This window comes from Streptomyces rimosus (assembly GCF_008704655.1).
GTDB classification, from domain to species: Bacteria; Actinomycetota; Actinomycetes; order Streptomycetales; family Streptomycetaceae; genus Streptomyces; species Streptomyces rimosus.
In genome coordinates, this window is record NZ_CP023688.1 from 7,089,163 (window position 1) to 7,112,411 (window position 23,249).

At 71.8% G+C, this 23,249-nt stretch carries 16 protein-coding genes; 5 read left to right on the plus strand and 11 right to left on the minus strand.

Features of this window, described 5'->3' with window-relative positions:
* Window positions 1–50 precede the first annotated feature (50 nt).
* The 7 genes from CP984_RS30940 to CP984_RS30970 form a co-directional block, all read right to left on the minus strand.
* Complete coding sequence (locus tag CP984_RS30940) at window positions 51–773, minus strand: ABC transporter ATP-binding protein (RefSeq protein WP_003983895.1); 723 nt, start codon at window positions 771–773, stop codon at window positions 51–53.
* Window positions 770–1,693, minus strand: a complete 924-nt coding sequence (locus tag CP984_RS30945; RefSeq protein ID WP_003983894.1) for an ABC transporter ATP-binding protein — start codon at window positions 1,691–1,693, stop codon at window positions 770–772. Before CP984_RS30945 ends, CP984_RS30940 begins: the two co-directional genes overlap by 4 nt.
* A 7-nt stretch (window positions 1,694–1,700) precedes the next feature.
* Window positions 1,701–3,527, minus strand: a complete 1,827-nt coding sequence (locus tag CP984_RS30950; RefSeq protein ID WP_003983893.1) for a branched-chain amino acid ABC transporter permease — start codon at window positions 3,525–3,527, stop codon at window positions 1,701–1,703.
* A gap of 5 nt (window positions 3,528–3,532) precedes the next feature.
* Window positions 3,533–4,462 carry a branched-chain amino acid ABC transporter permease gene (locus CP984_RS30955; RefSeq protein WP_003983892.1) on the minus strand — a complete coding sequence of 310 codons (930 nt, stop codon included), beginning with the start codon at window positions 4,460–4,462 and terminating at the stop codon, window positions 3,533–3,535.
* A gap of 200 nt (window positions 4,463–4,662) precedes the next feature.
* Complete coding sequence (locus tag CP984_RS30960) at window positions 4,663–5,895, minus strand: branched-chain amino acid ABC transporter substrate-binding protein (RefSeq protein ID WP_030184134.1); 1,233 nt, start codon at window positions 5,893–5,895, stop codon at window positions 4,663–4,665.
* A gap of 519 nt (window positions 5,896–6,414) precedes the next feature.
* The gene (locus CP984_RS30965) at window positions 6,415–6,888 is read right to left on the minus strand and encodes a PaaI family thioesterase (protein WP_030184132.1); all 474 of its coding nucleotides are present in this window, start codon (window positions 6,886–6,888) and stop codon (window positions 6,415–6,417) included.
* A 156-nt stretch (window positions 6,889–7,044) separates the two neighbouring features.
* Window positions 7,045–9,333 (minus strand): FdhF/YdeP family oxidoreductase, encoded by a 2,289-nt coding sequence (locus tag CP984_RS30970; protein ID WP_003983889.1) that lies wholly within the window; start codon window positions 9,331–9,333, stop codon window positions 7,045–7,047.
* Window positions 9,334–9,627: 294 nt separating this feature from the next.
* On the opposite strand from CP984_RS30970, the gene polA reads away from it, so the two are divergent.
* Window positions 9,628–12,288, plus strand: coding sequence for a DNA polymerase I (polA, locus tag CP984_RS30975; RefSeq protein WP_237526684.1), 2,661 nt, complete (start codon window positions 9,628–9,630; stop codon window positions 12,286–12,288).
* 96 nt (window positions 12,289–12,384) lie between these two features.
* On the opposite strand, the gene CP984_RS30980 is transcribed toward polA, so the two are convergent.
* The gene (locus tag CP984_RS30980; RefSeq protein WP_003983887.1) at window positions 12,385–13,245 is read right to left on the minus strand and encodes a DUF4184 family protein; all 861 of its coding nucleotides are present in this window, start codon (window positions 13,243–13,245) and stop codon (window positions 12,385–12,387) included.
* Between the two features lie 155 nt (window positions 13,246–13,400).
* Between CP984_RS30980 and CP984_RS30985 the strand changes: the two genes are divergently transcribed.
* From CP984_RS30985 to CP984_RS30995, 3 genes are all read left to right on the plus strand, one after another.
* Entirely contained in the window at window positions 13,401–15,209 is a 1,809-nt protein-coding gene (locus CP984_RS30985) for a lytic transglycosylase domain-containing protein (RefSeq protein WP_030184130.1), read from the plus strand.
* Between the two features lie 250 nt (window positions 15,210–15,459).
* Window positions 15,460–15,594: an SPW_0924 family protein gene (locus CP984_RS30990; RefSeq protein ID WP_003983885.1), complete on the plus strand. Its 135-nt coding sequence runs from the start codon at window positions 15,460–15,462 to the stop codon at window positions 15,592–15,594.
* An 18-nt stretch (window positions 15,595–15,612) separates the two neighbouring features.
* Window positions 15,613–16,605 (plus strand): DUF3068 domain-containing protein, encoded by a 993-nt coding sequence (locus CP984_RS30995; protein WP_003983884.1) that lies wholly within the window; start codon window positions 15,613–15,615, stop codon window positions 16,603–16,605.
* On the opposite strand, the gene hrpB is transcribed toward CP984_RS30995, so the two are convergent.
* Window positions 16,592–19,159: an ATP-dependent helicase HrpB gene (hrpB, locus tag CP984_RS31000; protein ID WP_030184126.1), complete on the minus strand. Its 2,568-nt coding sequence runs from the start codon at window positions 19,157–19,159 to the stop codon at window positions 16,592–16,594. The two genes, CP984_RS30995 and hrpB, sit on opposite strands and share 14 nt — an antisense overlap.
* A 182-nt stretch (window positions 19,160–19,341) precedes the next feature.
* Window positions 19,342–20,184, minus strand: a complete 843-nt coding sequence (locus CP984_RS31005; RefSeq protein ID WP_003983923.1) for a class I SAM-dependent methyltransferase — start codon at window positions 20,182–20,184, stop codon at window positions 19,342–19,344.
* 373 nt (window positions 20,185–20,557) lie between these two features.
* Here CP984_RS31005 and rpsA point away from each other — a divergent pair, with 373 nt between their 5' ends.
* Window positions 20,558–22,069 carry a 30S ribosomal protein S1 gene (rpsA, locus tag CP984_RS31010; protein ID WP_003983922.1) on the plus strand — a complete coding sequence of 504 codons (1,512 nt, stop codon included), beginning with the start codon at window positions 20,558–20,560 and terminating at the stop codon, window positions 22,067–22,069.
* Window positions 22,070–22,217: 148 nt separating this feature from the next.
* On the opposite strand, the gene CP984_RS31015 is transcribed toward rpsA, so the two are convergent.
* On the minus strand, window positions 22,218–23,210 hold the full coding sequence (locus CP984_RS31015; protein WP_003983921.1) for a right-handed parallel beta-helix repeat-containing protein: 993 nt from the start codon (window positions 23,208–23,210) through the stop codon (window positions 22,218–22,220).
* Window positions 23,211–23,249 lie beyond the last annotated feature (39 nt).

Here is a 23,249-nt window from a genome sequence, read left to right on the forward strand (position 1 = left end):
CTGTGCCGGTCGGTGACCGGCACAGCCCTTCTTCGTGTCACGGTGCCCGCTCAGTCCTCTCCCAGATACGCCTTCCGTACCGATTCGTCGTGGAGCAGTTCCTGGCCGGTGCCGGACAGGACGACGGTGCCGGTTTCCATGACGTGGCCGTGGTCGGCGAGGGAGAGGGCGGCCTGGGCGTTCTGTTCGACCAGCAGGATGGTGGTGCCCTGGTTCCGCAGCTCGCGGATGGTGTCCATGATCTTCTGCATCATGATGGGGGACAGGCCCATGGAGGGCTCGTCCAGCATGAGCAGCTTGGGCCGGGACATCAGGGCGCGGCCCATGGCGAGCATCTGCTGTTCGCCGCCGGAGAGGGTGCCGGACGCCTGGCGGCTGCGTTCGCCGAGGATGGGGAAGAGTTCGTAGACGCGCCGGATGTCGGCCTCGATGCCGGCCGTGTCCTTGCGCAGGAACGCTCCGAGCTTGAGGTTCTCGGCGATGGTCAGGCGGGGGAAGAGGCGGCGGCCTTCGGGGGAGTGGGCGAGGCCGCGTTCGACGATCTTGTGGGCGGGGACGCCGGTGAGCGGCGCGCCGTCGAAGGTGATCTTTCCGGCGAGGGGTTTGAGCAGGCCGGAGAGGGTGCGCAGGGTGGTGGTCTTGCCGGCGCCGTTGGTGCCGATGAGGGTGACGACCTGGCCGGCCTCGACGGAGAACGAGATGCCCTTGACGGCTTCGATCTTGCCGTAGGCGACGCGCAGGTCCTCGACCTGGAGGAGCGGGGGCGTGGTCATCGGGCGCCTCCTTCCGGGGCGGCGGGCCCGGACGCGGCGTCCGGGGGCGAGTCCTCGGGCCCAGGCGCAGCTCCGCCCCGCGCCTCCTCCGCCGCCCGTACCTCCGCGGCCTCCGCGGCCCCGGGGGCGTCCTCGAACGGCGTGCCCAGGTAGGCGGCGATGACGCGTTCGTCGGCCTGGACGACCTCGGAGGTGCCTTCGACGAGCTTTTCGCCCTGGACGAGGACGGCGACGCGGTCGCAGAGGTTGAAGATGAAGCGCATGTCGTGCTCGATCACGAGGACGGCGGTGCCCTGGTCGCGGATGGCGAGGACGAGGTCCTGGGTGGCGCGGGTCTCCTGGGGGTTCATGCCGGCGGTGGGTTCGTCGAGCAGGAGGAGGCCGGGGTCGCTGGCGAGGGCGCGGGCGATCTCCAGTTTGCGCTGTTCGCCGTACGGGAGGTTGCGGGCGAGGTGGTCGCGTTTGGCGGCGAGGCCGGTGAACTCCAGGAGTTCGAGGGCGCGTTCCTCGGAGGAGCGTTCCGCTTTGCGGAAGCCGGGGCCGCGCAGGAGGGCGGACCAGAGTCCTTCCTTGGTGCGGGTGTGGTGTCCGACGAGGGTGTTTTCCAGGACGGTCATGTTGGCGAAGAGGCGGATGTTCTGGAAGGTGCGGGCGATGCCGGCCTTGGTGACGAGGTGGGGTTTGCGGGAGAGGCGGGTGCCCCGGTAGCTGACGGTGCCCTCGGTGGGGACGTAGAGGCCGGTGAGGCAGTTGAAGAAGGTGGTCTTGCCGGCGCCGTTGGGGCCGATGAGGCCGACGATCTCGCCGCTCCGTACGGTGAGGTCCACGCCGCGTACGGCGGTCAGGCCGCCGAAGCGCATGGTGACGCCGGCGGCTTCCAGGACGGTACCGGCCGTGCCGATGGTGGTGGGTGTGGTCATGGTCGCGTCACGCCTTCGCCTGGGTGCCGCCGATGGCCTGGTCCCGTTCGGGCAGGCCGGTGTCGGGCGGTACGTCGAGCTGGCCGGTCTCGTGGAATTCGAGCTGCTTCCTGCGGTCCGGGATCAGGCCCTCCGGCCGGAAGCGCATGAGCAGGACGAGCGCGAGGCCGAACAGGAGCAGCTGGTAGTCCTGGAGGAAGTCGAGTTTGGCGGGGATGAGGAAGAGCAGGGCCGCGCCGACCAGGGGGCCGCTGAGGGTGCCCATGCCGCCGAGGATGACGGCGGCGAGGAGGAAGGCGGAGTTCGGCGGGGTGGGGCCGGCGAACTGGAACTGCTCGGGGGTGGCGGTGGTGACGATGTGGACGTGGACGGTGCCGGCGAGTCCGGCGAGGGCGGCGCCGAGGGCGAAGGCGAGCAGGCGCAGCCGGAAGCTGTTGATGCCCATGGCGACGGCGGCGGTCTCGTCCTCGCGGATGGCGATCCAGGCGCGGCCGATGCGGGAGGCGGCGGCGCGACGGAAGACCAGGACGACGAAGGCGGTGACGAGGATCATCAGGAGGTAGTAGTTGCCGTAGGTGGCGATGGTGAAGCCGAGGATGGTGTGGGGCTCGCCGAAGTTGAAGCCGAAGATCTCCAGGTTGGGGATGTTGGGGATGCCCATGGCGCCGTTGGTGACGTCGGGTCCTGTGGTGCCGTTGAGGTTGAGCATGGCGATACGGAAGATCTCGCCGAAGCCGAGGGTGACGATGGCGAGGTAGTCGCCGCGCAGCCGCAGGGTGGGGGCGCCGATCAGGACGCCGAAGACGAGGGAGGCGGCGGCGCCGGTGAGCAGCGCGGCCCAGAACGGGAAGTGCAGGCCGAGGGCGGATTCGGGGCTGCCGGAGACCAGGGCGGCGGCGTAGGCACCGACGCCGAGGAACGCCACGTACCCGAGGTCGAGGAGTCCGGCGAGGCCGACGACGACGTTCAGTCCGAGGGCGACGGTGGCGAAGACGAGGATGTTGGCGCCGATGATCGTGTACTGGTCGGTTTCCTGGGTGAGGGGGAAGCAGGCGGCGGCGACGAAGGCGGCGGTCAGCGCGAAGCCGCGGTGCCGGGCGGTGATCTCGCTGAGGCGGCCGGTGAGTCCGGCGCGCTGGAGGGCGGGTGCGGCGAGCGCGACGAAGATCAGGTAGCCGACGAAGGGCGGACCGTCGTCCGCGTCGATGCCGTATGTGAAGACGTACAGTCCGGCGCCGATCGCGGCGGCGATGACGAGGATCTCGCCCCAGGCGGGCAGCGCGCGGACGGGTTTGCGCAACGGTACGGGCGCGAGGGCGCCGGTGAAGCGCTGCCAGGCGCCGGGTGCCGGGCCGGTCGGCCGGTCCGCGGGGACGGTGCGGTCGGCGGGCAGGCCGAGGGCGCCGAGGAGCGCGGCGAGCGCGGCGGCGCCCGCGATGAAGCCGCCGGGTTCGAGGTTGACCAGCCCGCCGAGCTGTACGGCGATGGCGGCGAGGGTGAACCAGGTGGCGGCGAAGGTGGCGAGGGCGGAGAGCAGGGTGGGGGCGGTGCGCCCGGCGGGGGTGAGCCAGCCGAGGCCGCGGACGCCGAGGCCGGAGAGGGCGAAGAGGAGGGTGAGGATGCCGCCGGCGAGGGTGATCAGTTGCAGGCCGGCGGGGGAGCCGTAGTAGGTGAGGTCGCCGGGGAACTCGCTGCTCCAGGTCCAGACGAGAGCGGTGGAGGCGGCGGTGGCGAGGGCGGCGGCCGCGGTGGTGAGCAGGGCGCCGCGTTCGGGCAGGGGCAGGACGCCGGGGCGGTGCACGGGTGCGGCGCCGGTGGTGGGTGGGGTGGTCATCGGTATCACGCCCGATCCGCGACGCGTTCGCCGAGCAGGCCCTGTGGCCTCAGGAGGAGTACGAGGATGAGGAGGACGAAGGCCCAGACGTCCTTCCAGGCGCCACCGCCGAACTGCTGCATGCCGGGTATCTCCTCGACGTAGCCGGTGGCGAGCGCTTCGGCGACGCCGAGGACGACGCCGCCGAGCATGGCGCCGTAGATGTTGCCGATGCCGCCGAGCACGGCGGCGGTGAACGCCTTGAGGCCGAGGATGAAGCCCATGCGGAACTGCACCTCACCGGTGCGCAGCCCGTAGGCGACGGCGGCGACGCCCGCAAAGGCGGCGCCGATGGCGAAGGCCAGCACGATGATCCGGTCGGTGTTGACACCCATGAGTTTGGCGGTGTCCGGGTCCTGGGCGGTGGCCTGCATGGCGCGGCCGCTGCGGGTGCGGGAGACGAAGAAGCCGAGGGCGATCATGCAGACGGGGGCGGCGATGAGGACGAAGATGTCGCCGCGCTGGACGGTGGCGCCGAGGATGGTGAAGGAGTCGCCCTTGAACTGGGGGAAGACGCGGGCCTTGTTGCCTTCGGGGTACCACTTCCAGACGGCCTGCTGGAGGGCGATGGACAGGCCGATGGCGGTGATGAGGGGGGCGAGGCGGGGCGCGCCGCGCAGCGGACGGTAGGCGAATCGTTCCGCTGCCACGCCGACGAGGACCGAGACCAGCACGGCCCCGGCCAGCATCAGCGGCAGCGCGTAGAGGAGGTTGACGCCGGAGGGCAGGAGGAGGAAGACGGTCAGCGCGCCGAAGCCGCCGACCATGAAGATCTCGCCGTGGGCGAAGTTGATGAGCTGGACGATGCCGTAGACCATCGTGTAGCCGATCGCGATGAGTCCGTACATCGCGCCGAGGATGAGTCCGTTGGCCAGCTGTTGCGGCAGTTCGTTCACCGCAGGGCCTCCGTGGGGTGGGAAGAGGGTACGGGCGGTGGCGGCAGCCCGTGTACCGCGGGCGGCGCCGGGTCGTTCGTGGCGTCCTGGCGCGGGCCGGGGCACTGGCCGGTGGGGTGTGCGGCGGGGGCCGGCGGGCCCGGCGGCCGTCGTACGGCCCGGGGCCCGCCGGCCTCGGCGGGGCGGTCAGCTCGGGAAGCTCAGCTCTTGCCGGCCTTGTCGAACTTCTTGAACTCGGCGCTGAAGCGGGCGACCCACTTGCCCTGGTCGACCTGGTACGCGGTGATCATCGTGTTGGTGGTGTCGCCGTACTGGTCGAAGGCGACATGCCCGGTGACGCCGTCGAAGGAAACCTTGTTCAGGGCGTCGACGACCTTCTTGCGGGCGTCGGAGGGCAGCTTGCCGCCGTTGTCCGCGACGACCTTCTTGACGGCCTGGATGACGGCCCAGGTGGCGTCATACGTGGAGCCGCCGTACGCCTCGTAGCGGTCCTTGTAGCCGGCGGCCTTGTAGTCGGCGATGAACTTCTTGGCGGATTCGAGCTGTTCGACGGGCTTGCCCACGGAGGAGGCGTAGTCTCCCTGGGCCTTCTTGTTGAGCTGGATGTAGTCGGCGCTGTACATGCCGTCGCCGCCCATCAGGGGGGCGGTGACGCCGCCGTCCTTGAGCTGCTGGCTCAGCGGGCCGGCCGCGGGGTACTCGCCTCCGTAGAAGACCACGTCGGGCTTTGCGGCCTTGACCTTGGCGACCACGGCCTTGAAGTCGCGGTCCTCGGGGTTGACGTGCTCGGAGCCGACGACCTTGCCGCCCAGCTTGGTGAACTGGGCCTTGAAGGAGGCGGCGAGGCCCGCGCCGTAGGTCTTCTGGTCGTCGATGACGTAGGCGTTCTTGAACTTGCCCTTCTCCCAGGCGAACTGGCCGTCGAAGGCGCCCTGCACCTCGTCGGTGGTGGCCGTGCGGAAGTAGGTGGAGAACTGCCGTGTGCGCTTGTTCTGCTTCCAGTCCTTGCCCTGGGTGAGGTCCGGGGTGGTGTTGGCGGGGGAGATCAGGGCCACGCCGTTCTGCTGGGCGACCTGCTGCATGGACTGGGCGACGCTGGAGTTCAGCGGGCCGACGATGCCCAGGACGTCCTTGTCGCCGGCGAGTTTGGTGGCGTTCTGCTGGCCGACGTTGGCCTGCGCCTTGTCGTCGAGGGGTTCGAGCTTGAAGGTGACGCCCTTGACCTCGCCTGCCTTGTTGGCGTTGTCGACGGCGAGCTGTGCGGAGTTGCGGATGCCCAGGCCCAGGGCGGAGAGCTCGCCGGTGATCGGGGCGTCGAGCCCGATGGTGACGGACGTCTTCGAGCCCTCGCCGCCCTTCGAGCCCTCGTCGCGGGAGCCGCAAGCGGTCAGGGTGAGGGCGCCTGCGGTGACCGCGGTGGTGAGTATGAGCAAGGAACGGTGATGCACGATCAGTCCTTTCCCTGGCGCGGTCGGCGCGCGTCGCACGACCGGTGCGCGCGCCGGGCCGTACGGGGGTGGTACCGGATCCGTGCCGGGCGCGCCCGGCGGCGCGGTGACTGGCGGTGACTCTAGAGCGGTGCCGCGTGCCCTGACAGAGCCGCTGACCAGGATGTGACGCTCTTGTTATGACCGTCGCTGAGCGTTTTGCCCTCATGCTCCTTACATTGCGTACGGACGCCGGGCGGAGCGTGAACTCGCACTTTGCGCAGGGGATTTGGGGTTGATCTTGGCGTGGGCGTCCGCATATCGGATGGGGCGTGCGGGGCGGGTGCATGGACGAGGGGAAAGAGGGAGTCCGGCGGCGGGCGTGCCGACGGCGTGGACTACGGAGCGTGATGGCGGGCGGCGGCGCTCGGGGAGGGATCGCACGCCCGCGGACGTACGGCGGCCCCGCTCCCTGGTACGGGAACGGGGCCGCCGTGCGGTGCCGGATGCTCCGGCGGGCCGGTCTCAGTTGCGGTACGCCGACGCGTCCACGTCGCGCAGCATGCAGGTCAGCCGGGCGCTGCACACCCGCTTGTCGCTCTCGTCGGTGATGACGATCTCGTACGTGGCGGAGGAGCGGCCGCGGTGCACGGGGGTGGCGACGCCGGTGACCAGGCCGGAGCGGGCGCCGCGGTGGTGGGTGCAGTTCAGGTCGACGCCGACCGCCATCTTGGCGGGGCCGCCGTGCAGCATCGCGCCGACCGAGCCGAGGGTCTCGGCGAGCACCGCGGACGCGCCGCCGTGCAGCAGGCCGTACGGCTGGGTGTTGCCCTCGACGGGCATGGTGCCGACGACCCGCTCCGGCGCGGCCTCCAGGACCTGCACGCTCATGCGCGTACCGAGGTGTCCGGCGGAGAACAGCGCGGCGAGGTCCAGGCCCGGCTCGGCCCACTGGTCGATGATCTCCTGCGGAAACTTGGTCGCGCTCTGCTCGCCCATGTCCTGCGGCTCCGTTCGTGTGCCCGTGGTGTCCGTGCGGCGTACCGGTACGGCCGGTCCGATGCCGGTCGTTGAGTCGTGCATGTTCTTATCAGGCTACTGAGCGGTCGTCCGGCCCGGGGCGGGCCCCGGGCCGGAGGTCGTGCATGCCGCGTCTCAGGCTTCGGGCGCCGCGGGCTCCAGTCGGATCACCAGGGACTTGGAGGCGGGGGTGTTGCTGGTGTCGGCGGTGTGGTCGAGCGGCACCAGGACGTTGGTCTCCGGGTAGTACGCCGCCGCGCAGCCGCGCGCGGTCGGGTAGTGGACGACGCGGAAGCCGGGGGCGCGCCGCTCCGTGCCGTCCTTCCATTCGCTGACCAGGTCGGTGTACGAGCCGTCGGCGACGCCCAGCGCGCGGGCGTCCTCGGGGTTGACCAGGACGACGCGGCGGCCGTTCTTGATGCCGCGGTAGCGGTCGTCGAGGCCGTAGATCGTGGTGTTGTACTGGTCGTGCGAGCGCAGCGTCTGCAAAAGCAGCCGGCCCTCGGGCAGGTGCGGGTACTCCACGGGCGCGGCCGTGAAATTGGCCTTGCCGGTGGCGGTGGGGAACGTGCGCTGGTCGCGCGGGGCGTGCGGGAGGGCGAAGCCACCGGGCCTGGCGACCTTGGTGTTGAAGTCCTCGAAGCCGGGGATGACGCGGGCGATCCGGTCGCGGATCGTGGCGTAGTCCTTCTCGAACTCCTCCCAGGGCGTGGCGCTGTCCTCGCCGAGGACGCGGCGGGCGAGGCGGGCGACGATGGCCGGCTCGGAGAGCAGGTGCGCGCTCGCGGGCGCCAGCCGGCCGCGGGAGGCGTGCACCATGCCCATGGAGTCCTCGACGGTCACGAACTGCTCGCCGCCCGCCTGCACGTCGCGCTCCGTACGGCCCAGAGTGGGCAGGATCAGGGCGCGGGCGCCGGTGACCACGTGGGAGCGGTTGAGCTTGGTGGAGACGTGGACGGTGAGGCGGGCGCGGCGCACGGCGGCCTCGGTGACCTCCGTGTCCGGGGTGGCGGAGACGAAGTTGCCGCCCATCGCGAAGAAGACCTTGGCGTCGCCGTCGCGCAGGGCGCGGATGGCCCGTACGACGTCGAAGCCGTGCTCACGGGGCGGCGCGAACCCGAACTCCTTCTCCAGGGCGTCCAGGAAGGCGGGCGCGGGGCGCTCGAAGATGCCCATCGTGCGGTCGCCCTGCACGTTGCTGTGGCCGCGCACGGGGCAGACGCCGGCGCCGGGGCGGCCGATGTTGCCGCGCAGCAGCAGGAAGTTGACGACTTCCTGGATGGTGGGGACGGAGTGCTTGTGCTGGGTCAGGCCCATGGCCCAGCACACGATCGTGCGCCGCGACTCCAGGACCATCTTCAGGGCGCGCTCTATCTCCGCGCGGGTCAGGCCGGTGGCGGCGAGCGTCGCCTCCCAGTCGGTGTCCGCGCGGGCCGCCGCCGCGAACTCCTCGAAGCCGTGGGTGTGCTCCTCGATGAACGCGGTGTCGACCGCGCCCTCGGTCTCCAGGATGAGCCGGTTCAGCGTACGGAAGAGGGCCTGGTCGCCGCCGATGCGCACCTGGAGGAAGAGGTCGGTCAGGGCGGTGCCGCGGCCGGCGAGGCCGCGCGGGGTCTGCGGGTTCTTGAAGCGCTCCAGGCCCGCCTCGGGCAGCGGATTGATCGAGATGATCTTCGCGCCGCCGTTCTTGGCCTGCTCCAGCGCGGACAGCATCCGGGGGTGGTTGGTGCCCGGGTTCTGCCCGGCGACGATGATCAGATCGGCCTTGTACAGGTCCTCCAGCAGGACGCTGCCCTTGCCGATGCCGATGGTCTCCGTGAGCGCGGAGCCGGAGGACTCGTGGCACATGTTGGAGCAGTCGGGCAGGTTGTTCGTGCCGAACTCGCGGGCGAAGAGCTGGTAGAGGAAGGCGGCCTCGTTGCTCGTACGCCCCGAGGTGTAGAAGACGGCCTCGTCGGGGGAGTCGAGGGCGGTCAGCTCCTCGGCGATGATGTCGAAGGCCCGCTCCCAGGACACCGGCTCGTACCGGTCGGCGCCCTCGGGCAGATATACGGGGTGGGTCAGCCGGCCCTGCTGGCCGAGCCAGTAGCCGCTGCGGTCCGCGAGGTCGGAGACGGGGTGGGCGGCGAAGAACTCCGGGGTGACGCGGCGCAGCGTGGCCTCCTCGGCCACCGCCTTGGCGCCGTTCTCGCAGAACTCGGCCGCGTGCCGGTGCTCGGGCTCGGGCCAGGCGCAGCCGGGGCAGTCGAAGCCGTCCTTCTGATTGACCCGGAGCAGCGTGAGCGCCGTACGGCGCACGCCCATCTGCTGCCGGGACACGCGCAGCGCGTGTTTGATGGCCGGCAGGCCGACGGCGGAATGCTCCGGTGCCGTGACCTCGGGCGCGTCCTGGATCGGGTCCGACGCGGGCGGCTTGCCTGCCATGGCCTCTCCCTTGAGCCGGGCCCAGCCGCCGGGCCCGGTGGTGTGTCCGGGCGGCTGCTGAGCGTGGTCGATGCAGTTGGGGTGCGTGCGGTGCGGTCCCGCGGGTGGCGGCGGCCGGATGCCCGTACGCCTCAGATCCTGTCACGGACGACTGACAGCGGCGCCGCCGCGGTCGTCGCGGCGGGGATTGTCAGTGGGGCGTGGCAGGATCGGGGTGTGGCAGCAAAGGCAGCGAAGAAGAGCGAAGCGACCGGCACCGAAGCGGTGGAGGGCGGCCGTCCCCGGCTGCTCCTGATGGACGGGCATTCCATGGCGTACCGGGCGTTCTTCGCCCTGCCCGTGGAGAACTTCACCACCGCCACCGGGCAACCGACCAATGCGATCTACGGCTTCGCGTCGATGCTCGCGAACACCCTGCGTGACGAGGCCCCCACGCACTTCGCGGTGGCCTTCGACGTCTCGCGCAAGACCTGGCGCTCGGAGGAGTTCCCCGACTACAAGGCGAACCGCTCCAAGACCCCCGACGAGTTCCGGGGCCAGGTCGAGCTGATCGGCGAGATGCTGGACGCGATGCACGTCAAGCGCTTCGCCGTGGAGGGCTTCGAGGCCGACGACGTCATCGCCACCCTCGCCACCCAGGCCACCGCCCAGGGCTTCGAGGTCTCCATCGTCACCGGCGACCGCGACTCCTTCCAGCTGGTCACCGACGACGTCACGGTGCTCTACCCCACCAAGGGCGTCTCCGAGCTGACCCGGTTCACCCCCGAGAAGGTCCAGGAGAAGTACGGCCTGACCCCCGCCCAGTACCCGGACTTCGCCGCGCTGCGCGGCGACCCGTCCGACAACCTGCCCGGCATCCCCGGCGTCGGCGAGAAGACCGCCGCGAAGTGGATCAACCAGTTCGGTTCGTTCGCGGAGCTGGTGGAGCGCGCCGAGGAGGTCAAGGGCAAGGCCGGGCAGAATTTCCGCGACCACCTGGAGGCGGTCAAGCTCAACCGCGTCCTGACCGAGATGGTGCGGGACGTGGAGCTGCCCTGCGGCCCCGCCGAGCTGGTGCGCGAAGCCTACGACCGCAAGGCGCTGACCGTCTTCCTGGAGGCGCTGGAGATCCGCAACCAGGGCCTGCGGGAGCGCCTGCTGGCGGCCGACCCGGGGGCGGAGGAGGCAGGGGACGCCGGTCCCGCGCCCGCCGAGGTCGAGATCGACGGCACGGTCGCCGGTGCCGGCGAGCTGGCCCCGTGGCTCGCCGAGCACGGCGGGAAGCTGCTCGGCGTCTCCACGGTCGACACCTGGACGGTGGGCAGCGGCAGCGTCGCCGAGGTCGCCCTGGCCACCGCCGAGGGCCCGGCCGTCTGGTTCGACCCCACCGAGCTGGACGAGGCCGACGAGCGCGCCTTCGCCGCCTGGAGCGCCGACCCCGCCAGCCACAAGGTCATGCACAACGTCAAGGGCCTCATGCGGGTCTTCGGCGAGCACGGCTGGAGCATCGACGGCGTCACGATGGACACCGCCCTCGCCGCCTACCTGGTCAAGCCGGGCCGCCGCTCCTTCGCCCTGGACGCCCTGTCCGTCGAGTACCTGGGTCGCGACCTGGCCCCGGCCGCCGAGGGCGACGGGCAGCTGGCCTTCGGCGCCGACGACCGCGCCCAGGCCGACGCCCTGATGAACCAGGCGCGTACGGTCCTGGACCTCGGCGCCGCCATGACCACCAAGCTCGACGAGGTCGGCGCGGCCGAGCTGCTGCGCGACCTGGAGCTGCCCACGAGTGTGCTGCTGGCCCGGATGGAGCGCGCGGGCATCGCGGCCGACCGGGGCTGGCTGGAGCGGATCGAGCAGCAGTTCGCCGCCGCTGTCCAGCAGGCCGTGCAGGAGGCGCACGCCGCGGCGGGCCACGAGTTCAACCTCGGCTCGCCCAAGCAGCTCCAGGAGGTCCTCTTCGGCGAGCTGGGCCTGCCCAAGACCAAGAAGACCAAGACCGGTTACACCACCGACGCCGACGCCCTGGCCTGGCTCGCCGCGCAGACCGAGAACGAACTCCCGGTGATCATGCTGCGCCACCGTGAGCAGTCCAAGCTGCGCACCACGGTCGAGGGCCTGATCAAGACGATCGCGGCCGACGGCCGTATCCACACCACCTTCAACCAGACCGTCGCCGCCACCGGCCGCCTCTCTTCCACCGAGCCCAACCTGCAGAACATCCCGGTGCGTACGGACGAGGGCCGCGCCATCCGCCGTGGCTTCGTGGTCGGCGAGGGGTACGAATCCCTGCTGACCGCCGACTACAGCCAGATCGAGCTGCGCGTGATGGCCCACCTCTCCGAGGACGAAGGACTGATCGAGGCGTTCACCTCCGGCGAGGACCTGCACACCACCGTCGCCTCCCAGGTCTTCTCGGTCGACAAGTCCGAGGTCGACCCGGAGATGCGCCGCAAGATCAAGGCGATGTCCTACGGCCTGGCGTACGGCCTGTCCGCGTTCGGCCTCTCCCAGCAGCTCGGCATCCAGCCCGACGAGGCCCGCCGCCTGATGGACAACTTCTTCGAGCGGTTCGGCGGGGTGCGCGACTACCTCCAGGACGTCGTCGACAAGGCCCGCGCCACCGGCTACACCGAGACGATCATGGGCCGCCGCCGCTACCTCCCCGACCTGAACAGCGACAACCGCCAGCGCCGCGAGATGGCCGAGCGGATGGCGCTGAACGCCCCGATCCAGGGCACCGCCGCCGACATCGTCAAGGTCGCCATGCTGCGGGTGGACGAGGCGCTGCGGGCCGCCGAGCTGTCCTCCCGGATGCTGCTCCAGGTGCACGACGAAATCGTGGTCGAGGTGGCCCCGGGCGAGCGGGCCCAGGTCGACGAGCTGGTCCGCCGCGAGATGGCGGGCGCCGTGGAGCTGCGCGCCCCGCTGGACGTGTCGGTCGGCTACGGCGGCGACTGGGAGTCCGCGGCCCACTGACCCGGGCGTACGGCGTCTCCGGCCGGGCGCGCCCGGAGACGCCGCGTACGACCGCCTCCCCGCCGCGTACGATCGCCTTCCGCCCCGTACGACCGCTTACGGCCGGGCGCCGGAGCGGTCGTACGCGGCGCTGCCGTCGGCCGGGGCCGTCCGGTAGCGGCGGTGCAGCACCCGTGCCATCGCCGCGTACAGCGGCAGCCCGAGGGCGAGGCCCGCGCCCGCGCCGAAGAGCACGGTCGGTACGTAGTCGAACCACGTCACCGCCATCTCCCCGAACTCGGCGCGGGCCCGCAGCGTCCGGTGCACGGCCCCGGCCAGCAGGCACACCGAGAGCAGCGCCACGGCCGGCAGCCGCCCGCCGACCGGCTCCGGCAGCCCGGCAGGCGCCGCCGGGTCCGGCACCTGCCGCAGCGCCGTCCACAGGAACCAGCCGATCACGCCCAGGGCCAGCGCGGACGTGCCGTACTGGACGTACGTGCACAGGGGGAAGCCCCCGACGACCTCGTTCAGTACGGGGACCAGCCGAGTGCCCCAGCGGCCCGGGTGCGTGAAGGCGTCCCAGACGATGTGGGTCAGGGCGCCCAGCACCGCCGAGACGTAGAACAGGGCCAGGTACGCCGCGAGCGGGCGGCCGCCCGTGCCCGGACGGCCGCGCACCACCGCGTACACCTTGCCGCGCCAGGCCGTCGGCAGCAGCGCCACCAGCGGCTCGCGCAACAGCAGCCAGCCGCCCACGAGAACGGCGGTGATCAGCACGTCCACGGTCAGCACGCCCGGTATCCCGTGCGTGAAGTCGCCGAAGAGCATGGCGCCGGGCAGCACGCTGTCCGCGAAGTACGTGAGGTCCGGCGCGAACGATCCGGCGACGAGAGCCGAGGCGACCAGCGGCCCGCGCGCCTCCCCGGTGCGACGCACCACCGGCAGCACGGCGGCAGCGTGGCTGAGTGTGAACGGCATTGCTCTCTCCCTGATCGTTTAGGATCAGTATGTCTGGCGTTGAGAGCAGTAGAAGACCGCCGGAAGTTGTCGTAGTGTCACGTGAGTTGGGAGCGCCGGGGAGCGCGCTACGGCGCCGTGCGCGCGGTGGATCAACGCTGAGGGGACGGGCACAGATGGCAGCCACATTCGGGCGGCGGCTCCGCAAGGGAGCGGCCTCGACTGCGGTGGCGGCGCTCGCGCTGGCCGCCCTGACCGCATCCCAGGCCCCGGGAGCGGCCGAGACCAGGGCCGGCAGCGAAACCAAGGACCCGGCGTCGGCCGGCGACACCCCCATCGACGGCGGATCGCCGTACTACACCGACCTGCCGCCCCTCAACAGCCCCGTGCCGCCCGGCGGTTCGCACGGATCCGGCGGCCCGGTCGTCACCGGCCCGGCCGAGGCGGGCATACCCGCCACCGTCCTGGACGCGTACAAGAAGGCCGAGGCCGGGGTCGCGCGGACGCAGCCCGGCTGCCGGCTGCCCTGGCAGCTGCTCGCCGCCATCGGCAAGGTCGAATCCGGCCACGCCCGCGGCGGCGCCGTGGACGCCGAGGGCACCACCCTCCAGCGGATCACCGGCCCGCAGCTGAACGGCAAGGGCTTCGCGATGATCGCCGACACCGACCACGGTGTCTTCGACGGCGACACCACGCACGACCGCGCGGTCGGCCCGATGCAGTTCATCCCCTCGACCTGGTCCAAGGGCGGCCCGGACGGCAAGGGCTGGGGCGCCGACGGCAACGGCGACGGCCTCAAGGACCCCAACAACATCTACGACGCGGCCCTCGGCGCCGGCCGCTACCTGTGCGCCAACGGCCGCGACCTGGGCACCCAGGGCGATCTGGACAAGGCCGTCCTCGGCTACAACCCGTCGCGGGAGTACCTGAACACGGTGCTGACCTGGCTCGCGTTCTACCGCAACGGCACCCACGAGGTGCCCGACGGCAAGGGCCTGCTGCCGGTCCACCGCAGCCCCGTGGGCAGCGGCAAGGGCGTCGGCCCGACCCCCGGCGCCGGGCACACCCCCGGCCGTACGACCGGACCGGGCGCGGGCCAGAGCGGCAGCACGACGCCCAAGCCGGGCGGCAACGGCAGCGGGAAGCCGGGCGGCAGCAAGCCGACGACCCCGCCCAGCACGCCCGGGCCCAAGCCCAGCGACCCGACGAAGCCGCCCACCACGCCCCCGACCAAGCCGCCGACGAAGCCCACCCCCGCGCCCGTCGCCGCGCTGGAGCAGGTCGGCGCCAAGGACCTCACGGCCACCGCGGGCGAGGACTTCGGGCAGATCGTGCGCGTACGGGCGAAGGACACCGCGGGCAAGCCGGTCGCGGGTGTGCCCGTCGAGTTCCGTATCGTCGGCGAGACCGGCGCCCGCTTCCCGGACAAGGCCGACCACGTCACCGTACGGACCGGTGCCGACGGCACCGCCACCGCGCCCCGTATCAACGCGGGCGACAAGGCGGGCAGCTTCACCGTCCGGGCGACCGCGGTGGGCCGCAAGGTGCCCGCGTCCGAGGTCGGCGCCACCGTCAAGGCCAAGCCGGCGCCCGCCCCCAAGGCCGACGCGCTGGCCCGTACGTCCGACGCCAAGCTGACGGCGAAGGCCGGCACCGCGTTCGCCGAGGGCGCCGTCGAGGTCAAGGCCACCTATAAGGGCAAGATCGCGGCGGGTGCCGCGGTGACCGCGACCATGGTCACCGACGACCCGAAGCACCCCGTCGAGAACGACAAGGGCCCCTACTTCGCGGGCACCGAGGACAAGGGCGCGGGCAAGGACGCGGACAAGGAGAAGCGGATCCGCAGCCTGACGCTCAAGACGGGTGCCGACGGCCTGCTCAAGCTGCCGGAGATCCGCACCGACCAGCACGCGGGTACGTTCCTGCTGCGTCTGACCACCGCCGACGGCGCGGTCCTGACCGTCGAGCTGACCGTCACGCCGTAACCACCGCGCCACCACACCGCACCAGACAGCCACCACCGTCCCGCTCCCGCCCGAGCCGGACGGCGGTGGCGGTTTTGCTGCCGGACGGCCGGGAGCTGTCGGTGCAACGTGTTCTCATCTGCGCCGCCCGTTGCTACGGTGCCCCCGCCCCTGACGCCCTATCAGCTCACCGGAGCCCGCGACACGGCACGCGCCCGGCCCCGGGCGCGCGGTACGCCGCCCCGCACCGCGGCTCCCCGGGAGGCCGAGCATGCGCGCACTGACAGCCGCCGCGATCGGACTGGCCGCGGCCTTCGCCCTCGTCCTCGCCCTCACCGCGGCCGGCGCGCCCAGTGGCGAGACCTCCCCGGAACCCCTGCGCACCACCGTCCCCGCACACCCCTGAGGGAGGGACGCCGCCGCCATGCGACGCAAAGCCAGCCTGGTCCTGCTCGCGTTCGCCGTCTTCTTCGCCGCACTGTCCCCGCTGCTGCGCTGGTACGCCTTCCCGCGCCTCGCCAAGATCCCGCCGAACCAGTACCAGGCCACGGTGCTGGAGGCGAAGCCCGCCACCCTCCTCGACTACGGCACGATGCGGGCCCGGCAGGTCCCCAAGGTCTCCATCGTGCAGACGCTCAAGGGCAACGTCGAGGAGTCCGAACGCATCGAGAAGACCGCCGGCCGGGACGTGGTGGTCTGGGACGCGCTCTCGCACGTCGCCGGACCCGACGGCAAGATGGTCTCCCAGATCCCCGAGCGCTACATCTTCGACGCCCACACCCAGGAACCCGTGCACGCCACCGGCGAGATGGTCGACGGCGATCCCGTACGGCGTACCGGCATCGAGTACAAATGGCCGTTCCTCACGGAACAGCGGGACTACGACTACTTCGACGCGCAGACCCGCACCAGCGCCCCCATCCACTACAAGGGCGTCCGCACCTTCCGCGGCCTGGACGTCTACTACTTCGAGCAGACCATCCCCTGGACCAAAGTGCCCTTCCCGAAGAAGCTGCCGGTGCAGGGCATCACCTCGGAGGCCGTCGCGAAATCCGGCACCATCCGGTGGTACAGCACCAAGCGGATGTTCTGGGTGGAGCCGGTCACCGGCGCGCCCGTCAACGGGGAGGAGATCCACCGGGAGGAGCTGCGCGGCGGCGCCCTCGTGCCCGGCGGCGGCAAGGTCACCGCCTTCTCCGGGCACGTGAAGATGCGGCCGGACTACGTGACCGCCACGGTCGACCTCGTCACCTCCCAGCGCCGGCTCGTCCTGCTCCTCACCAGCTACCTCCCGTGGGGCTTCCTCGCCCTCGGCGCCGCGCTCCTCACGCTCGGCCTGGTTTTAGAGGCCCGGGGGCGGCGCCCGGAGCAGCACGGTACGGAACCGGACCGCTCCGAACGGGTCAGCCCCGCCTGAGACGCGCCGTCGTGTGCCGGGTCGGCTGCGCGGCGGAGGGGTCCTCCGGCCAGGGGTGCTTCGGGTAGCGGCCGCGCAGCTCGGCCCGTACGGACCGGTAACCGTCCCGCCAGAAGGACGCCAGGTCGGCCGTCACGGCGGCCGGGCGCCCGGCGGGCGACAGCAGATGGACGAGTACGGGCACGCGCCCGTCCGCCACCCGCGGGGACTCCTGCCAGCCGAACAACTCCTGGAGCTTGACGGCCAGCACCGGCTGCTCGCCGCCGTAGTCCACCCGTATCCGCGACCCGCTCGGCACCTCGATCCGCTCCGGCGCCAGCTCGTCGAAGCGCACCGCCGCACCGCTCGCCCACGGCAGCAGCCGGGACAGCGCCTGGCCCGCGTCGATCCGTTCCAGATCGGCGCGCCGCTTCGCGCGGCTCAGCTCCACGTCCAGCCACGTGTCGAGCCCGGCCAGCAGTGCCGCGTCCGACACGTCCGGCCACTCGCCGCCCAACTCACGGTGCAGGAACGCCATCCGGTCCCGCAGCGCCCGCGCGCCATCGGTCCAGCGCAGCAGCCCCGGGCCCTCCCGGCGCAGCCCGTCCGCCAGCGCTTCCCGTACAAGGCCGGGGGCGGGGGAGCGCAGCGGGCGGGCGACCAGTTCGATGGCGCCGAGCCGCTCGACGGAGCGGGCCACCACGTCCCCGTCGGCCCAGTGGACCTCCTCGCCCGCCGCGTACAGCGCCCCGGCCGCCGCGCGCGCCGTGTCCTCGTCGATCTCCGCCGCCAGCCGCACCCGCGCGGACGCCGCCGCCACGGGCCGGTCGGCGACCGCCACCGCCAGCCACGGCGCGCTCCGCAGCCGCGATCCGTCCCCCAGCCCGGCGCCGGTACCGGACGCCATCAGGAACGCGCCCGCGCCCCGGGCCCGCGCCACCCGCTCGGGGAACGCCAGCGCGGCCACCAGACCGACGGCCGCGTCGTCGGAGCCCTGCGCCGCCTCGGGAGGGGCTTCCGTACGTGTGCCGCCCGCGCCCGCCACCGCCGAGGCCAGCCTGCGGGCCTCCTGGCGCCAGCGGGCGCCGTACGCGTCCTGCCCGCGCCGGGCCGTACGCCACGCGGCGGCCAGATCGTCCCCGTACTCCCGCGGCGGCTCCTCGCTCAGGAGCGCGACCACCTCCGCCGCGCGCCGGTCGCCGATCCGGCGCGCGCCGTCCAGCAGGGCGCGCGCGAGGCGCGGGTGCAGGCCGAGCCGGGACATCCGTACGCCACGGTCCGTGACCCGGCCGTCCGCGCCCACCGCGCCGATCGCGGTCAGCACCTCGCGCGCGGCGGCCAGCGCGCCCGCGGGCGGCGCGTCGAGCAGAGCCAGACCGGCCGCGTCCGGATCACCCCAGCAGGCGGCCTGCAGCGCGAACGCGGTGAGGTCCGCGACCTTGATCTCCGGCGCCGGGAAACGCGGCAGCCGCGCGTCCTCGCCCTCGGACCAGCAGCGGTAGACCGCCCCCGGCGCCTCGCGCCCGGCCCGCCCCGCGCGCTGCCGGGCCGACGCCTGGGAAGCCCGTACGGTCGTCAGTGCGCTCAGCCCGCGCGCGTGATCCGTACGGGGCTCCCGCGCCAGCCCGCAGTCCACGACCACCCGTACGCCCGGCACCGTCAGGCTCGACTCGGCCACCGACGTCGCCAGCACCACCCGCCGCCCGGGGCCGCCGGACAGCACCGCGTCCTGTACGGCGGCCGACGCCCGCCCGTGCACTTGCAAAACCTCGGTGCCGTCACCCGCGACATCGCCCAACTGCCCCGCCACCCGCGCGATCTCCCCCACGCCCGGCAGGAAACAGAGCACATCGCCCGAGCGCTCGCGCAGCGCCCGCCGCACCGTCGCCGCGACGTGCCCGAGCAGCGCCGGATCGACCCGCATGCCGTGCGCGGGCCGCACCGGCCGCTCCGGCGGTGCCCAGACGACCTCCACGGGGTGCGCGACCCCCGCGGCCTCCACCACCGGGGCCGGGCCGCCGTCCGCGCCGTCCCCGCCCAGCAGCCCGGCCCAGCCCGCCGCGTCCGTCGTCGCCGAGGCCGCGATCAGCCGCAGCTCCGGACGGAGCGTGGCCCGTACGTCCAGGAGGAAGGCGGCGGCGGTGTCGGCGTCCAGGTGCCGTTCGTGGCACTCGTCCAGCATGACCGCGTCGACACCCGACAGTTCGGGGTCCCGCTGCAACCGTTGCAGCAGCACACCGGTGGTCACGACCTCGACGACCGTACGGGGGCCCACCCGGCGCTCGCCGCGCACGGTGAAGCCGACCCGTTCACCCACTTGCTCACCCAGCAGCCACGCCATCCGCCGGGCGGCGGCACGGGCCGCGATCCGGCGTGGCTCGGCGACGATCACCCGGCAGTGACCGGTGGGGGCCTCCGCCCCGGCCAGACCGGCAAGGGTCAGCGGCACCAGCGTCGTCTTGCCGGTGCCCGGTGGCGCACACAGCACCGCCGCGCCGTGCCCGTCCAGCGCTTGTTGGAGCGCGGGGAGGGCAGTGCGTACGGGGAGCTGGGCGAGGGCGTCGTGGCGGATCACGTCACCAGTTTCCCGGACCGGGCTGTGACGGTTTTTCCCGGACCGGGCTGTGACGGTCGGTGGTGGATCGGTCCGTGGTGGTTGGGGCAGTGCTGGTTGGGGCCGGCCATTCCGTACCGGCCGGTCCCGTCCCGACCGGCACCGGCCGTTCCGTACCGGCCGGTGCCGAACCGTTCCTCCGGTCAGTCCGCCACGCAGACGAAGATCGCCGTACCGGGGATCAGGTTCCCGCGCAGCGGCGACCAGCCACCCCACTCCTGGGAGTTCCACTCCGGCCACTCCGGCTCGACCAGGTCCACCAGCCGGAAGCCCGCCGCGGCCACGTCCCGCACCCGGTCGCCCAGCGTCCGGTGATGCTCCACGTACACCGCGCGGCCCGTCGCGTCCTGCTCGACATAGGGCGTGCGGTCGAAGTACGACGCGCCGACGCTCAGCCCCTCCGGGCCCGGCTCGTCGGGGAAGGCCCAGCGAATGGGGTGGGTCACCGAGAAGACCCAGCGCCCGCCCGGCCGCAGCACCCGCCGCACCTCGCGCAGCACCCGCACCGGATCGGCGACGAAAGGAATCGCCCCGTACGCGGAACAGGCCAGGTCGAAGGAGGCGTCGCGGAAGGGCAGCGCGCCGGCGTCCGCCTCGACCAGCTCGACCGGCCCCGACACGCCGGGCGCCGGGCCGTCGGCCTCCGCTCCCGTACCGATGCGCAGCGCGTGCTGGAGCTGGCGGTGCGAGAGGTCGAGCGCCACCGGACGGGCGCCCTGCGCCGCCAGCCAGCGCGAGCACTGGGCCGCGCCCGCCCCGATCTCCAGGACGCGCCGTCCCTTCAGCTCCGCCGCGGGCCCCAGCAGCCCGGCCTCCGCCTCGTCCAGCCCCTCGGGACCCCATACGAAACGGTCGTCCCCCAGGAACGCTCCGTGCTCGTTCTGGTACTCGTCCGCATTGCGGTCCCACCAGCCGCGGCTGGCCCGGCTGCTCTCCGTGTCCGAGGCGGCACGTCGTGTCGCCTCCGGCTCGTGCTCTTGGATCATCGCGCCCGTCGTCGTACTCTTCGCTGAGCTTGTGGCTGCCGGTCTCGGCGGGGCCTCGTTGGCCTCGCGGAACATGGCGTGTGCCGGTTATGGGGCGTTCCGCCCCGGGTGTGCGCCTTCGCGCATTGACCGTGTCCGGCTGCCCCCGTATGCTACAAGTTGCGCTGCGGGCCTGCGCACCTCAGACGGAGCAGGTCGCGCTCGCATCTGTATGTATGTCCCCTCGGTTTTCGGGATGCTGCCGGGGCTTCGGTTGGTTCGGAGTTCCTTGCTCAAACATCCTTGACGCTGTCCGGTCTTATGCAGAAGCGATACAGGCTCCCGGCGTAGCAGTACCTACGACTTCAATGTCCGTACCGGAGCCCTTTCCCACATGACGAGCAGCACCGAGACCACCGCCACCACCCCGCAGGTTGCGGTCAACGACATCGGTAACGAGGAAGCCTTCCTCGCCGCGATCGACGAGACGATCAAGTACTTCAACGACGGCGACATCGTCGACGGCGTCATCGTGAAGGTCGACCGGGACGAGGTCCTGCTCGACATCGGTTACAAGACCGAAGGCGTTATCCCGAGCCGCGAGCTCTCGATCAAGCACGACGTCGACCCCAACGAGGTCGTCGCCGTCGGTGACGAGATCGAGGCCCTTGTTCTCCAGAAGGAGGACAAGGAAGGCCGCCTGATCCTCTCGAAGAAGCGCGCCCAGTACGAGCGTGCCTGGGGCACCATCGAGAAGATCAAGGAAGAGGACGGGATCGTCACCGGTACCGTCATCGAGGTCGTCAAGGGTGGTCTCATCCTCGACATCGGCCTCCGTGGCTTCCTGCCGGCCTCCCTGGTCGAGATGCGCCGCGTGCGCGACCTGCAGCCCTACGTGGGCAAGGAGCTCGAGGCCAAGATCATCGAGCTGGACAAGAACCGCAACAACGTGGTCCTGTCCCGCCGTGCCTGGCTGGAGCAGACCCAGAGCGAGGTCCGCCAGACCTTCCTCACCACCCTCCAGAAGGGCCAGGTGCGCTCCGGCGTCGTCTCCTCCATCGTCAACTTCGGTGCCTTCGTGGACCTGGGTGGCGTCGACGGTCTGGTCCACGTCTCCGAGCTGTCCTGGAAGCACATCGACCACCCGTCCGAGGTCGTCGAGGTCGGCCAGGAGGTCACGGTCGAGGTCCTGGACGTCGACATGGACCGCGAGCGCGTGTCCCTGTCGCTCAAGGCGACCCAGGAAGACCCGTGGCAGCAGTTCGCCCGGACCCACCAGATCGGTCAGGTCGTCCCGGGTAAGGTCACCAAGCTCGTGCCGTTCGGTGCGTTCGTCCGCGTGGACGAGGGCATCGAGGGCCTGGTCCACATCTCCGAGCTGGCCGAGCGCCACGTGGAGATCCCGGAGCAGGTCGTCCAGGTCAACGACGAGATCTTCGTCAAGGTCATCGACATCGACCTGGAGCGTCGCCGGATCTCGCTGTCGCTGAAGCAGGCCAACGAGTCCTTCGGCGCCGACCCGACGGCGGTCGAGTTCGACCCGACCCTGTACGGCATGGCCGCGTCGTACGACGACCAGGGCAACTACATCTACCCCGAGGGCTTCGACCCCGAGACCAACGACTGGCTGCCGGGCTACGAGGCCCAGCGCGAGGCGTGGGAGACCCAGTACGCCGAGGCGCAGCAGCGCTTCGAGCAGCACCAGGCCCAGGTCATCAAGTCCCGCGAGGCCGACGAGCAGGCTGCGGCCGAGGGCGCGGCGGCCCCGGCGGCCGGCGGCAACGCCGGTGGCGGCAACGTCTCCGGTGGCTCGTACTCCTCGGAGTCGACGGACAACTCCGGCGCCCTGGCGTCGGACGAGGCCCTGGCCGCGCTGCGCGAGAAGCTGGCCGGCGGCCAGAGCTGAACGCGTCAGCCGGTAGGCGCTGACCGGGTTTCCGGCAGCGGCCGGTAGGACATGGAAGGCCCGCTCCCTTTGGGGGCGGGCCTTCTTCGTGTTCGGAGGATGGGGGTACGGGGTGGTCGGGGGTGATGTTCGCAGTTTGGGGGGCGGTTTATCCGATCGGGACGCCCGGAGTGGCGATTCCGCGTCCGCCGGTGACCTTGTTGTCGGCGGTGATCGTTACCGGGCAGTCGGCCGCCTGGTAGTTGGTGATGTGGAAGCCGTAGCGGTCGGGGCCGGTCGCGCCGCTGAGGTCGGACCGGTTGTTGCGGAAGACCGTGCCGCAGCCCCAGCCCGGCTGCTGGCTGTGCGTCTCGTACCCGTTGTTGCGCGTGTGCTTGCCGGTGTTGTCCTCCACCAGGACCTTGTTGCCCTTGATGTCGGCCCATGAGTCGTCGTAGTGCGCCCCGGTCAGCCCACTGCCGTCGAACGTGTTGCCGATGATCTTCGCGCCGGTCGTGCCCTCCTTGATGTCGATGTTCTCGCCGCCGACGCCGGGCCCGATCGTGTTGTGCAGGATCTGTACGTTGTCGCTCTTGTCCCCGGTGCCGCCCGCGCTGCCCACGTACACCCCCTCGCCCATGCCCCGGCCGTCCCGCCCCGTGTCGTAGATCTTCGAGTCCTTGAGGACGCCGTCCCTGCTGGACTTACGGAAGTGCACGCCCTCCATGTCCAGCCCGTGCACGGTGACCGAGTCGAGAACGACGCCCCGCGCCGCGTCCGCCACGATGCCCTTCTGGCCGCCGGTGACGGTGATGCCCCGGACCGTCCAGTACGAGGCGCCGTCCAGGTGCAGCCCGTAGCCGCCGTCCGCACTCAGGACAGCCTTGGCGGAGCCGGTGAGGGTGATCCGCGAGGAGGCGCCGGCCGCGGTGGCGGCCCGGAAGTTGCCCTTGTACGTACCGTCCGCGAGCCGGATGGTGTCGCCCGCCTTGGCCTCTGACAGCGCGGTCTTGAGCTGGGCCGGGGTGGAGACGTCGATGGTGCGGGTGGGGGCTGGGGTGCTGACGGGGGCGCTTCCGTGAGCCGTGGGGGAGGTGGCCAGCAGGGCGCCGACGGCCAGTAGGGCTGCGGTGATCAGTGGCTTAGGGGGTCGCTTTCGCATCTGTGTGCCTTCCTGTACGTGAACGGAGGTCGTCATCGT